Here is a 13,967-nt window from a genome sequence, read left to right as displayed (position 1 = left end):
TTGCGATTGGCTTTATGGCGGTCTATGGCGATTCGGTTTATGGGCGGTAATAAAAATGCCGTATTTCAATACGGCATAAGCAATAGATGGGTTGCGTAGTAGCAAAAAAATGCTAAAACTGAAATGATTCGCCGCTCTGTTCTGTGATCGCCTGTTCCAGCATAGATAGAAAATCGTTACCACTGCGGTCACAAATCCATCTGTTTTCCTGACAACCAAAGTGGTAGCCACCACTTTTGGTTGCCAACCAGATTTGATGAAAGGGTTCTTGGCGATTGATAATGATTTTGCTGCCGTTTTCAAAAGTCAGCGTCATTACGCCGCCGTTTGTTTCACAGTCAATATCGGCATCGCCATCGTAGTTATCCAGTTGCTCTTCAATACGCTGCATCAATTGATCGGCCAATTGATGAAATTCGCTATCGTTCATGTTCATTTCCTATTTGCTTTTCAGGGTCTAACTGCGATTATAGAGAGTATTGGCGCATGAATTACAGGCATTAATTATTATGATGAAAAAACAATTCCGTTGGTCACTGGCTATCATAACACTACTTGCGGTTTCTGGTTGTGGCTTGAAAGGTCCTCTTTATTTCCCGCCGGCAGAGCCGACTGTGACACAGGCTCCAGCAGATCAGGCAAATAAAGCACAGCTAGAACACAATACACAATCGGATACTCAACAAAAATAGCACCGATAATGTGGTTTCTCTTGGAGCAGTCTATGTTGGAGTAGTATATGCAGTTCTCCAAAATGCATGGTCTTGGCAATGATTTTATGGTCGTTGATGCAGTGACCCAGAATGTTTATTTTTCGCCAGAATTAATCTGCCGTTTGGCCGATCGACGTACTGGCGTGGGCTTTGATCAACTACTGGTCGTTGAAGCTCCCTACGATCCTGACTTAGACTTTCACTATCGCATTTTTAATGCTGATGGTAGTGAAGTTTCCCAGTGTGGCAACGGGGCACGCTGCTTTGCCCGTTTTGTTCGCTTGAAAGGGTTGACCAATAAGCGTGATATTAAGGTCAGTACGCAAGCAGGTCGGATGGTACTGAGCATCACCAATGATGATCAGGTCTGTGTCAATATGGGAGAACCGAACTTTGAACCACAGCATGTTCCTTTTCGTGCCAATAAGGCGGAGAAAACCTATATTATCCGTGCCATTGAACGCACCGTGCTCTGCGGTGTTGTGTCGATGGGAAATCCTCATTGTGTGATACAGGTTGAAGATGTCGACACCGCAGAAGTGGAGATTTTGGGGCCAGTATTGGAAAATCATGACCGTTTCCCTGAGCGGGCGAATATTGGTTTCATGCAGATCATGAATCGTAGTCATATTCGATTGCGTGTCTTTGAGCGTGGTGCAGGAGAGACACGGGCTTGTGGCAGCGGTGCATGTGCAGCCGTCGCCGTCGGTATCCAGCAAGATCTGCTGGATAGTCAGGTTCGCGTTGATCTGCCGGGCGGTTTCCTGCAAATTTGCTGGGACGGGCCGGGCAAGCCACTCTATATGACAGGGCCTGCAACTCACGTTTATGAAGGTACGATTCATTTGTGATTGATTCAGTTTTATCTGAGTCATTATTGAATTATGGGGCATTGGAAAATGGGTAAAAATGACGATCCACTGCACTTGGAAAATTGGCTGAATGATCAGGCGGTAGTGGATTATTTGCTGAATAATCCTGAGTTTTTTATCCGCAATGCCAATATGGTCGATAAGATACGGGTTCCTCATCCGGTTCGTGAATGTGTCTCCCTGATGGAATGGCACATGGATCGCCAGAGAAAGCGCATCTGTCATCTGGAAGACGATTTGATCCATCTGGTGGAGCAGGCGAAACAGAATGAAATGCTGTTTAGCCGTCTGCTGCAATTACTCGCTGATCTCTCCGCTGCCAAAAGTTTGCAGGACTTTCTTTCCCGCTTGAGTTCATGGTCGAAAACCCTTGGGTTGAGTAATAGTTATGTTCGGTTATTCAGTGATAAATGGCGTCTTGGTGCGCCGCTGAATTCGCCGGAACTGGCTATCTCGCGTAATGTGTTTGAGCCTGTCCGCATTCAACGATTTGGTGACAGTAACCATTATCTTGGCACACTGTATGGCCCAGAAATTTTACTGCTGATACCACAGGCTCGCTATGTAGGTTCAGTCGCTATCTCCCTTTTGGGTTCACAGGGGGATCTGGGCATGGTGATTTTCAATAGCCGTGATAAACAGCACTATCATGAAGGTATGGGAACTGATCTACTTGATCATCTGGCGCAATTGCTACCGGGGTTATTGTCCCGCTGGGTAGAACGAGTATGACTCAGCCGACTGACTTGCTGCTTGAACCGGTAGAGACCTTTTTGCATTATCTGCGGGTTGAGCGTCGTTTAAGCCCATTGACTATCACTAACTACCGTCGTCACTTGGCGGTTCTGGCGTCGATGTCACTGGATATGGGGATACATGAATGGCAGGCGCTTGATCCGGCTAAAGTCAGAATGTTTGCCTCCCGCAGCCGTCGGGCGGGGTTGCAGTCTGCCAGCCTGGCCCTGCGTCTTTCTTCCCTGCGCACTTTCCTTGATTGGATGGTGATACAGGGAAAACTGGATGCCAATCCTGCCAAAGCCGTTAGTGCACCGCGTAAAAAGCGCCATTTGCCCAAAAACATGGATGTGGACGAAGTCAACCAGTTACTCAATATCAACCTGAATGATCCATTGTCCGTTCGTGACCGGGCGATGATGGAAGTGATGTATGGTGCAGGTTTGCGTTTGTCAGAACTGGTTGGTCTGGATTGTCGGCATCTGGAGCTGGAAAGTGGTGAAGTCTGGGTGCATGGCAAGGGCAGTAAAGAACGTAAAGTCCCCGTGGGGCGTACAGCACGGGAATGGCTCCAGCGCTGGCTTGAAATGCGGGAATGGTTTGAGCCGGAAGATAATGCCGTTTTCATTTCTACTAAAAGCGGAAAACGGATCTCTGCCCGTAACGTACAAAAACGATTTGAACAATGGGGCGTTCGCCAAGGGGTTAACAGCCATATCCATCCCCATAAACTACGCCACTCTTTTGCCACGCATATTCTGGAATCCAGTGGTGATCTCCGTGCAGTGCAGGAGTTACTGGGTCATGCGAACTTATCGACGACCCAGATCTATACCCATCTGGATTTCCAGCATCTGGCCAAAGTCTATGATGTGGCCCACCCCAGAGCCAAACGAGGAAAATCATAATGCGTTTTTATCGGCCTCTCGCGCCGTTTGCTGCGATGACATTCGATCTGGATGATACGCTTTACGATAATCATCCTGTAATCGATAAAACCGAAAAAGAAGTGTTGTGTTTTATCAGGCAGTACGATGTCAAGTTCAATCATTTTGAGAGAGAAGATCTGTATGTGTACCGTCAGGCGGTTCTTGAGTCGGAGCCTGAAATTTACCATGACGTGACATCTTGGCGCCGCCAGTCAGTAGAACTGATGTTCAGCCACCACGGTTTCAATCGTGAGGAAACCCTGCGTGGTGCGGATGAACTTATGTCCTGCTTTACTTATTGGCGTAATCAGATCATCGTGCCGGAATCCACCTATAATACTTTATCTGTACTGGCGAAAAAAATGCCGTTGGTGGCGATCACTAATGGGAATGCCGAACCTGCTGCGTGTGGGCTTGAGCCTTATTTTGAGTTTGTCCTCAAAGCGGGGATGGACGGGCGAGCCAAACCTTACCCAGATATGTATCATCTGGCGGCTGAACGGCTGAACCTGCCAATAAGCCAGATCCTGCATGTTGGCGACAATTTGAAAACTGATGTGGAAGGTGCTCTGTGCAGTGGCATGCAAGCCTGCTGGATTAACCCCGAAAATAAAAATCTGATGCAGGAGCCGGAAGGGCGCCGGGTTCCACATGTTGAGATTTCTGATTTGGCTTCTTTGATCGCACTGATATAATTTCAGATTGTAATCTGTATAAAAAAACAGTGACAAAAGTGACTGTTCTCAATTGATGGTAATTATGGACGTTTCTTATCTGCTCGAAAGCCTGAATGATAAACAACGCGAAGCTGTTGCGGCATCGCGTACCAATATGTTGGTGCTGGCTGGGGCTGGCAGTGGCAAAACGCGCGTGCTGGTTCACCGGATCGCCTGGTTACTGTCAGTTGAAAATGCGTCACCTTTTTCCATCATGGCGGTGACCTTTACCAATAAGGCGGCGGCTGAAATGCGCCATCGGATTGAAAACCTGATTGGCACCAGCCAAGGGGGAATGTGGATCGGAACATTCCATAGTCTGGCTCATCGCCTGCTGCGTTTCCATCACCTTGACGCCAATCTGCCGCAGGATTTCCAGATCCTCGATAGTGACGATCAGCACCGACTGATCAAGCGTATTATCAAGGCGATGAATCTGGATGACAAACAGTGGCCAGCCCGTCAGGGCATGTGGTACATCAACGGTAAAAAAGATGAAGGATTGCGCCCTCAGCATATCGAAAGCTACGGCAATCCGGTAGAAGCGACATGGATGAAAATTTACCAAGCCTATCAGGAAGCGTGTGACCGCGCCGGATTGGTGGATTTTGCCGAATTGCTGCTGCGTGCCCATGAGCTGTGGCTGAACAAACCGCAGATCCTGCAACATTATCGTGAGCGCTTCACGAATCTTATGGTGGATGAATTTCAGGACACCAACAGTATTCAATACGCTTGGATCCGCCTGCTGGCAGGGGATAGCGGCAAGGTGATGATTGTCGGCGATGATGACCAGTCGATTTATGGCTGGCGTGGGGCGCAGGTGGAAAATATCCAGCGTTTTCTCAGGGATTTTCCCGCCGCAGAAACCATCCGTCTGGAACAGAATTATCGCTCCACCAGTAATATCCTCAAAGCGGCTAACGCCCTGATTGCTCATAACAGCGACCGATTGGGTAAGAGTTTGTGGACAGAAGGTGGGGAAGGCGAGCCGATTGCACTTTACTGTGCTTTCAATGAGCTGGATGAGTCGCGTTATGTCGTCAGCCGTATCAAGCATTGGTTGGACAACGGCGGCGCACTGAAAGAGTGTGCGATCCTGTATCGCAGCAATGCCCAGTCCCGCGTGTTGGAAGAGGCGTTATTGCAGGTCTCCATGCCTTACCGCATTTATGGCGGCCAGCGCTTCTTCGAACGTCAGGAAATCAAGGATGCTTTGTCCTACCTACGTTTAGTATCGAACCGTTATGATGATTCCGCCTTCGAGCGCGTGGTCAACACACCGACGCGGGGTATCGGGGATAGAACGCTCGATGTTGTGCGTCAAGTGGCGCGCGACCAGCAGAAAACGCTATGGGAAAGCTGCTTGCTGCTGCTTCAGCAAAAAGTGTTGGCGGGGCGTGCCGCATCCGCATTGCAGCGTTTCATTGAATTGATTGATGCGTTGGAAACAGAAACTCAGGAGATGCCGCTGCACGTACAGACCGACCGCATTATCCGTGACTCCGGCCTGTGGGCGATGTATCAGCAGGAAAAAGGCGAAAAAGCACAGGCGCGTATCGAAAACCTTGAAGAACTGGTTACTGCGACCCGCCAGTTCAGTTATAAGGATGAAGATGAAGACCTGATGCCATTGCAGGCCTTCCTGTCCCATGCGGCACTCGAAGCGGGGGAAGGGCAGGCGGATGTTTATCAGGATGCCGTGCAGTTGATGACCCTGCACTCTGCGAAAGGGCTGGAATTTCCGCAAGTCTTTATCGTCGGCATGGAAGAGGGAATGTTCCCCAGCCAAATGTCTCTTGACGAAGGCGGGCGATTGGAAGAAGAACGTCGTTTGGCCTATGTGGGTGTGACAAGGGCGATGCAAAAACTGACGCTGACCTATGCCGAAACCCGTCGTTTATATGGCAAGGAAGTGTATCATCGCCCGTCTCGTTTTGTTGGAGAACTGCCGACGGAATGTGTTGCTGAAGTTCGCCTGCGGGCAACCGTATCACGTCCGGTCAGCCATAAGCGGCTGGGAACACCTATCAGTGCCGGCGACAGTGGTTACGTACTTGGTCAGCGTGTACGTCATCCCAAATTTGGTGAAGGGACGGTTATCAATATAGAAGGCAGTGGGGAACATTGCCGCCTGCAAATCGCGTTTCAAGATGAAGGTATCAAGTGGCTGGTTGCCGCTTATGCCAGACTTGAAACAGGCCAATAATAATCCGGTCGAATGTTGACAGGCTTTTTCGTCTAAGCGTAACATTCGCGCCTTACGATAAACGTAGGGAGTATAAGGAGACTTATGGTACATGCTGAACGCATTTAAATTAGAGAATCATCGCCTGCTCCGTCTTGAGCTTGAAAACGGTGATCAGTTATCTGACTCCATGTGGGTAGATTTAGTGGGTCTGGGAGATGAAGATCGTCTCCGTGTCCAGAATGAACTGGGGCAAGTACTGGCAACCCGCACTGAATTGGATGATATTGAGGCATCAGCACGTTTTTTTGAAGATGAAGATGGTCTGCACGTCCACTCATTCTTCTACTTTGAAGATGCCGAAGATCATGCTGGTAACTCGACAGTGGCATTTACCATCCGTGACAGTCGTCTCTACACATTGCGAGAGCGTGAACTTCCTGCATTTCGATTATACCGAATGCGCGCCCGCAACCAGACTATGGTTGACGGGAATGCCTATGAGCTACTGTTGGATTTGTTCGAAACTAAGATCGAACAGTTGGCAGATGTGATTGAAAATATCTACAGCGTACTGGAATCCCTGAGTCGAGTTATCATGGAAGGCAAGCAGGGGGATGAATTTGACTCAGCGCTTTCAAACCTTGCGGAGCAGGAAGATATCGGCTGGAAAGTCCGTCTGTGTCTGATGGATAGCCAGCGCGCGCTTAACTTCCTCGTGCGTCGCGCCCGCCTGCCCGCTAATCAGCTTGAACAGGCCCGTGAAATCCTGCGAGATATCGAATCTCTGTTACCGCATAACGAATCTCTGTTCCAGAAAGTCAACTTTCTGATGCAGGCGGCTATGGGTTTCATCAATATCGAACAGAGCCGCATTATCAAAATCTTCTCGGTTGTTTCCGTCGTATTCCTGCCGCCAACGCTGGTGGCTTCCAGTTACGGTATGAACTTCGAATTTATGCCGGAACTGCACTGGACATTCGGTTACCCTGCGGCCATTGGTGTGATGATTGCAGCGGGATTAGCACCTTATCTTTATTTCAAGCGGAAAAACTGGCTGTAATAATCCCCGCCCATTGGTGGGCGGAGGGATAATTCGGTTACTTGCGCAAGCGGTGCTGGGTGTACAGAGCATCCAGCGTAAACAGGATCAATGCAGCCCAGATAAAACCAAACGTGATCAGGCGCTCCGGACCAATCTGTTCACCATAAACCAGCGTTGCCAGCAAGAACATCAGCGTTGGGCCAAGATACTGGAAAAATCCCAGTGTGGATAAACGAAGATGAGCAGCGGCTGCGGTGAAAAACAGCAGCGGAACAGTGGTAATGATACCCGCGGCAATCAACAACATGTTCAGTGATAGCGTGTTATCTAGCATATTGCTGGTTGGGCTGCTGGTAAAACAGAAAAGATAGATCATCGCGACCGGAAATACCCAGACAGTTTCAATCATCATGCCGGTTTGGGAATCAACGCCCAATTTCTTACGGATCAGACCATAGACGGCAAATGTCATCGCCAAGTACAGGCCAATCACGGGGATAGAGCCAAATTGCCATAGCTGAATCAATACGCCAGTGAAGGCCAGCCCTACCGCAACCCACTGCATCCGGCGGAAACGCTCGCCAAGAAACATCATGCCGAACAGTACGTTAACCAATGGATTGATAAAATACCCGAGGCTCGCTTCCAGCAGATGTCCATTATTAACCGCCCAGATATAGACAAGCCAGTTACTGGCAATCGTGAAAGCGGTGATGCCTAACAGCAGCAGTTTTTTCGGTTGACGGGCAACGGCCCACACTTTACGCCAGTGGCGTGTCAGCGTCAGCAGCAGCACCATAAAGAACACAGACCATATAACACGGTGCGACACGATTTCATCGGGCGGTACCTGTTGTATGGTCTTGAAGTAGATGGGAGCCAGCCCCCAAATAAGATAAGCGCCCAAGGCATATAGAACGCCTTTGGCAGTCTGTTGGTCAGTCATAATATCCTTGAATGTAAAAGAAAATCAGAAGAGCTTGTGGATCGTTAGCACACATACAATGTGTCATTGGGATGAATGATTTACAAGGGGTTAATGCCGTGAGGGATGAATAAAATTTTGTCACTCATTTTAATGGAATTTTATGCTTAATTTGTATTTGTTAATAAAATAATTAACTATATTTATACAATATAACTTATTTTTCATCTCAAAGCTTGAGTGTTCAGAAGTGGATTAAAAAATGAACTTTAGTGGTTGATGGGCTAAACGTAACTTATCTAGAAATTAGACTGTTCTAATCTTGTACAATTAATGTAACTGGCTATTTTTTATAATTAAATTATCTAAGTTCAAACAGGAATTTGGGAATTGATTTGAATTTGCTGGACGGCTGTCTGGTGCTGATACCGGACAGCGATGAGACCCGCGCTATCTGGCAATAAGTCGAACGCTAGCAAAGCCACCTTAGTGAGATTAAGCTCCGGATGCGGGAATTGATTGAGGATTATAAGGCAGGATGATAATAAAGCCGGAAGATCACTGAGATCTTTCCGGCCTAATATCAGATGTAAGACATCAATCTTTTATATAAGAACTCAATAAAGTTTTCAGCATATAGTTTACGTTCTTCACCTAATGAGACATAAACAGCCTTCAATTCTTTAACATCAAAATAAAATTCTTCCCCAAAATCTGTATTTGATACAACTAGACGTCCTTTGCTAATGTAATTATTAGCTATTGTATTTTGGTATACTAAATCACCGCCAATAGCTTCTTCAAATGGAATACAATATATGCTGTATATTTCATCACCACATATATCACCACCCCCAAAATTATCTAAAAACCATTTATAATCATCAGGTAAGATCAAAGATAACGCATTTTCTGCTTTTTCTATCCATTCAGGCAAAGGTGCATCATCTATACTACCCATATTTAATAAATCAGAGTGTTGAGCAAATAGATCTAATAATTTTTCTCTGTTCATTTAAAATCTCCAGCTCTGTTCATCCAATACTCTTCTCTCCATTTATCAAATGTAGCGCGATTTATTCCTGAAGGAATGGTATTAGGATTTATATGAATTACTTTATGATTAGTTTGATGGAATGTCTGGCTAAGCTCAGCTATAGGGCCATGTTGGGTTTGTAGCATATGATGTAAGTTTACAGTTTTGTTATCATATCCAACAGGTGCCCTACCAGATGCCATTCGTTCAATATTTGTTCCTCTGATCACTTTACCTTTCTCCCTCCATGTTGTCATCCTATGAGGATCGAATAAATCATCTCGTTGATAGACTTTATTGCCATTAAAGGTAATAGGATCTGAAGACCAATATTTTCTTTTTTGTGAATGACAGCTTGCTAACCCTAACGGATCTACCCAACCCGTGGGATTATGAACATAACTATAGGGATTGGTTCCTCCTATCAGACCTAGGGGATCCGGCGTCAAATAACACCCCGCCACCGGCGAATAATACCTAAACCGATTGTAGACCAGCCCGCTCTCTTCATCCAACCACTGACCTGCGAATTTCAGTCCTGGATCAAATTGTGAATTTTCGCCCAGTACTCCGAGGCGCAGGCCATACAGAGAATGCACAGACTGACGCCAAACCCGATGACCTTCAGCGTCAAACAACGCCAATGATTCGCCAGTCGGAGCACATACCGCATAGTGGGTTTGGATCTCCCCCGCAATCAGTTCATCACGGTTTTCAGGATTCGGCGTAAAAAACTGCACCTGTTGCGCCAGAAGCTGCCAACCATCAAACACCAGATGCCGGATGCTATGCAACCGATGGTGACGGTACTCACGAATTTCCGCCGGAACATCCCCATCCCACAAATATGTAGTGCACATTCCGGCTTGCTTACAAACTTTCTCAATACGTCGCCCAAAGGCATCATAGCGATATTCCCACTGCTGACTACCGGGCGTCAGTACCCCAATCAACTGGTTTTGGCTGTTCCAGCGAAATTTGGTCAGAGCAGGGCGGTGGCCTTCTTCCCATAACTGCATTGCTGTCATTCGGCCAGCATCGTCATACTCAAATAGATGCTGTCCCAAACGTCTCAGTCTATGCCCTTTCTGGTAGAGCCATTCCCCGTCAATATCGCTGAGCCCGTCAAAGCGGCGGGATGGGTAGCCGCAGGCATCATATTGATAATGTTCCCGCAACCGTTCACGATCACTGACTGAGGTCACTTGCCGATTGCCGTTAACCACATAACGTAGCCATTGCCGCTCATCATTCGCTGCCACCAGATTAAGAGCATCATCGTAGCGATATTCGCGATCCAAACCTGCCAACGTAGGTTGCGGGATATCCGCTACTTCATGGGCTTCAAAAATCTGCGTGTTACGCCCGGCACGCTGGGAAGTGAGTAACCCCATTAACGAGTGCTCTTGGCGCAGGATAAAGCCTTTATCGGACTGGCGGTGCCATTCGTACCCATCCTCATCCCGTTCCAGTGTCAGGATATGGTCACCATTGATGGTCAGTAAATTAAGTTCTCCAACCTTATTAATTTGCGTTTTTGCCTGCCAGAGTCGGTTATCTGGTGCAAGGAGCCGCCTTTCTATTGTGGCGTTATCAGGATATTCGCGATGGATTTCCCCGTGTGGCTGGATTTCCCGGATAATGCGGTCTTGTTCATCGTATTCGAACGTCAGCGGTCTTGTGTCAGGTGTGGTGATTTCCAGCAGACGACCGATAATGTCATAGCGGTAGCTGGTGGTTCCTTCCGGCGTATGTATGTCAGTCAGCCGTTGTGCGGCATCGTATTCATAGCAAGTGATATTGCCTAAAGCATCGCGTTTTTCAATGCAGTTGCCGTTGAGGTCATAAGCATAATGCCATTGAGTGCCAGCATAGTCGGTTTCGGTAATGATTCGCCCATCTGCATCCAGTGTATAACGGTAGCTTTCTCTCTGTGGATTGATGACTTCCAGCAATTGCAGGTTATCGAGGTCATAATGGTACTGCCAGCGGTTCCCTTCTCCATCCACACGCGCTATGGGCAAATCAAACGGCCCGTACTCAATCAGCCACGCAACTCCGTGCGCATCAGTCCATTCAGTCAGGTTGCCGTGGCGATCATGGTGGAAGCGTTCAATGCTGTTATTGGGGCGATCACTTAAGGAAATTCGGTGATGGCGATCATAATCCCAGCGCCAAAGTGCTCCGCCGCCAGTGGTCATCCGTTGCAGGCGATCTTGACTGTCATAGCCCAGTTGCAGGCTGCGGTTCTCTTCATCAAACAATTTAGTGAGACGTTGGTGAGGGTCATATTCCCAACTCCGCTTACGCCCGTCACTGTCTTCTACGGCGATCACCAGCCCAAATTCATTACGGGTCAGGGTGGTTTTGTGACCATCTGGTGCAATAAAGCATTCAGGATTACCTTTATCATCGTACTGTTGCCACCAAACTCGTCCGAGCGGGTCAGTCATGCTGATAAGGCGATCGGCATCATCATAGTGATAATTCCAAGTTGCGCCGATAGCATTGGTAAAGGCTGCCACCAATCCGGTATCTGCGAGATAGTCGAGGGTAACAATTTCACCTTCCGGTAAAATCTGTCGGCGCAGGTTGCCCCATGCATCGTATTCGTAGTGAGTGACACTGCCGCACGGAGTTTCCACTTGTGTCACTTGTTGCTGGTCATTGTAATGCCAGGTCGTCGTGTGGCCTTGTGGCGTGGTTGAACGGGTGATGCCTGGTTCATAGGTCAGATGGATAGGATAAAAACCACCAGAACCCACGCTATAAGTGCAGCGCCCTTGTTTATCGTAGGTGTAATCTGCCGCAGTCTGATCGCCGTCTGACCAGCGACTCATTAATCCTTGTTCGTTGTATTCATAAAACAGGTGAAATACTTGTGTACTGTCTGCATCGGCCAGCCAGCCGTTATCGTGATAGCGGTAGCGAGTCATCACCTCATTAAGGCCGTTGTCGGTGCGACGAATTTCTTCCAGCAAGCCATTCCCACGGTACAGCAACACTAATTCGGGGCCGTCGCTATGGGTTATTTTTCTCAGTTGGTGTTGTTCACTGTAATGAAAACGAATTGTGTTATCGTTGTGGTCGCGGTGTTCGGTCAGTTGCCAGCGCTGGGGGCTATCCTTCTCTGTGGAAGTGGATAAGGTAAAATATTTGCGAATTAAGCTGTTGCGATCACTCAGGATAAAACCCTGTTTATGTCGGCTCAGTTTGAAATCAGGGTGTTCGGGGTTGAAGCTGTGGTCATAACTGTCTGGCAGGGCAAAGTGGAGTGACGCACCTTCTGTTGTGAGAATTTCTACCCGATCCCCTGTGACAAGAGCACATTCGGAGAAGTTATCCAGCCAGTTTTCCCCTAGCAGCCCGCGATGTCCGGGTGACCAACTGCGTATAAATTGCAGCGGCACCGTCTGCCCTAGCTCTATATCGGTGGGTTGATCAAATAGAGAGCCGGTAGTGACGTCTATTGGGTCGCCCGTGAAGAATTTTTTGGTACTTTTCCAATAACGCTTCGCACCTTTAGTCTCTTTGAAGGCGATTTTGGCGCATTTTATGGTTTTACCCGTTATGACATTTCCGGCTTTTTGGGCGCCCTTTCTGGCTCCGTTGAGAATGGCTTTCCGACCGCTTTTGGTAAATAGTTTTCCGAGGCCTTTTGCCATCCCTCGTGACGGAGGAATGATAAATTCCACCGCAATTAACACCGCCCGCTCTAAAAGTGAAAATTCCTCTTGTATATCAAGATACGTCCCCTGACCTGAGCCAATAAATACTTTGCTTGCCCCGCCTTTGATGGTTGCGCCACACTCGAGCTTGTCTTTGATCCGCGCGGCGGGTTTGTCGTTGATAAACACGCTTTCACTGCCTTGAGCGATACGTGATGCCGGATGTTTTTTACAATCCGCTTTATCCAACTCTACTCGTGCCGCTGGCTTGCCCTCAATTAATACATTGGGTGAACCGCTGGCTATGACTCCGTCTGGTGGGCTACAGCTGTTGACCGCCTCTGTTACTGCCGAGCTGGCCTTGCTGATAAGATCACCAAGCGCAATTGTCAACAGGGAGCCGGCCGCCATCACAGCTACCCCTGCCAGCCCACCTGTTCCTCCTATCAGTAATGCTACTGCACCAAATATCGCAGCGCCGATCAAAGCACCTACAATCGCACCCGCCAGTGCACCTAAAAAACTGCTGTGTTGGATAGGATCTCCCTGACGTGCCGCCGCAGGGCCTTTCTCTCGCTCTATAGGTAGAAGATGCTTGCTGGCATGGGTGGCACCTACCCGTGCAGTGCGAGTGATAATTTCATCCATCAGTCCCATAGCTGGCCTCCAGTCAGGTCGCTTGGAAACTGCTGACCACCGCCAGCAGAGCGTTGCGTTGCCCTTCTTCAAACGGCTGTGGAGAAGTCAGGTTAAAAGCCAGTAGCAAATTCCCGCGTATTTGTAATACTGCGGTCTGGTGCATTTCGCCCTCTGGGCTTTGCCATTGGTAATCCAACCGCCAAGCTGGTGTACCGCTGAGGGCTATTTCCAGCCTCTGGTGTTCCTTATAGCCGGGCAGGTGGGTCTCAAACTGAGTCAATGTTTGAGCGTAGTAGGCGGTGTGGTCAGAACCCATAGGCACTGGTGTCCGGTTAATCACCAAATTGACGCCACTGTCATCTGGCAGGACAAACACGTGCATCGATTCATCACGCCAGTTAGCGGGAATAGCCAGGGTTCCTTCGTTCATCTGGTAGGCTTGTTTATTCATGGGTGTCTTCTTTTATCACTCGGTTTGTATCGTGTGTTGCCTGTATATTT

The 13,967-nt window shown here is 48.2% G+C and carries 12 protein-coding genes; 7 read left to right on the top strand and 5 right to left on the bottom strand.

The annotated features are described in order from the left end of the window. Positions 1–112: 112 nt before the first annotated feature. Complete coding sequence (gene cyaY / locus PSI22_RS04865; RefSeq protein ID WP_038192732.1) at positions 113–430, bottom strand: iron donor protein CyaY; 318 nt, start codon at positions 428–430, stop codon at positions 113–115. 82 nt (positions 431–512) lie between these two features. Between cyaY and lptM the strand changes: the two genes are divergently transcribed. The 7 genes from lptM (at position 513) to corA (ending at position 7,216) form a co-directional block, all read left to right on the top strand. Then, complete coding sequence (lptM, locus tag PSI22_RS04860; protein ID WP_038248582.1) at positions 513–692, top strand: LPS translocon maturation chaperone LptM; 180 nt, start codon at positions 513–515, stop codon at positions 690–692. A 47-nt stretch (positions 693–739) separates the two neighbouring features. Next, positions 740–1,564 carry a diaminopimelate epimerase gene (gene dapF / locus PSI22_RS04855; protein ID WP_273578806.1) on the top strand — a complete coding sequence of 275 codons (825 nt, stop codon included), beginning with the start codon at positions 740–742 and terminating at the stop codon, positions 1,562–1,564. Positions 1,565–1,612: 48 nt separating this feature from the next. Continuing rightward, the gene (locus PSI22_RS04850; RefSeq protein WP_273578805.1) at positions 1,613–2,317 is read left to right on the top strand and encodes a DUF484 domain-containing protein; all 705 of its coding nucleotides are present in this window, start codon (positions 1,613–1,615) and stop codon (positions 2,315–2,317) included. Further along, a complete protein-coding gene (gene xerC, locus PSI22_RS04845) occupies positions 2,314–3,228 on the top strand; it encodes a tyrosine recombinase XerC (RefSeq protein ID WP_273578804.1) in 915 nt (304 codons plus the stop codon). Before PSI22_RS04850 ends, xerC begins: the two co-directional genes overlap by 4 nt. Then, on the top strand, positions 3,228–3,944 hold the full coding sequence (gene yigB, locus PSI22_RS04840) for a 5-amino-6-(5-phospho-D-ribitylamino)uracil phosphatase YigB (protein WP_273578803.1): 717 nt from the start codon (positions 3,228–3,230) through the stop codon (positions 3,942–3,944). Before xerC ends, yigB begins: the two co-directional genes overlap by 1 nt. A 64-nt stretch (positions 3,945–4,008) precedes the next feature. Next, the gene (gene uvrD / locus PSI22_RS04835; RefSeq protein WP_503016469.1) at positions 4,009–6,174 is read left to right on the top strand and encodes a DNA helicase II; all 2,166 of its coding nucleotides are present in this window, start codon (positions 4,009–4,011) and stop codon (positions 6,172–6,174) included. A 91-nt stretch (positions 6,175–6,265) separates the two neighbouring features. Then, positions 6,266–7,216, top strand: a complete 951-nt coding sequence (gene corA, locus PSI22_RS04830) for a magnesium/cobalt transporter CorA (RefSeq protein WP_273578802.1) — start codon at positions 6,266–6,268, stop codon at positions 7,214–7,216. Between the two features lie 37 nt (positions 7,217–7,253). Here the strand turns inward: corA and rarD are convergent, their stop codons facing one another. The 4 genes from rarD to PSI22_RS04810 form a co-directional block, all read right to left on the bottom strand. Next, complete coding sequence (gene rarD / locus PSI22_RS04825; protein ID WP_273578801.1) at positions 7,254–8,144, bottom strand: EamA family transporter RarD; 891 nt, start codon at positions 8,142–8,144, stop codon at positions 7,254–7,256. 562 nt (positions 8,145–8,706) lie between these two features. After that, a complete protein-coding gene (locus PSI22_RS04820) occupies positions 8,707–9,138 on the bottom strand; it encodes an SMI1/KNR4 family protein (protein ID WP_273578800.1) in 432 nt (143 codons plus the stop codon). Continuing rightward, positions 9,135–13,484 (bottom strand): HNH/ENDO VII family nuclease, encoded by a 4,350-nt coding sequence (locus PSI22_RS04815; RefSeq protein ID WP_273578799.1) that lies wholly within the window; start codon positions 13,482–13,484, stop codon positions 9,135–9,137. Before PSI22_RS04815 ends, PSI22_RS04820 begins: the two co-directional genes overlap by 4 nt. 13 nt (positions 13,485–13,497) lie before the next feature. Then, complete coding sequence (locus tag PSI22_RS04810) at positions 13,498–13,917, bottom strand: DUF1795 domain-containing protein (protein WP_273578798.1); 420 nt, start codon at positions 13,915–13,917, stop codon at positions 13,498–13,500. Positions 13,918–13,967: the final 50 nt, after the last annotated feature.

It is taken from the genome of Xenorhabdus aichiensis, assembly GCF_028598775.1.
Taxonomy (GTDB): Bacteria; Pseudomonadota; Gammaproteobacteria; order Enterobacterales; family Enterobacteriaceae; genus Xenorhabdus; species Xenorhabdus bovienii.
This window is presented reverse-complemented; position numbering and strand designations above follow the sequence as displayed.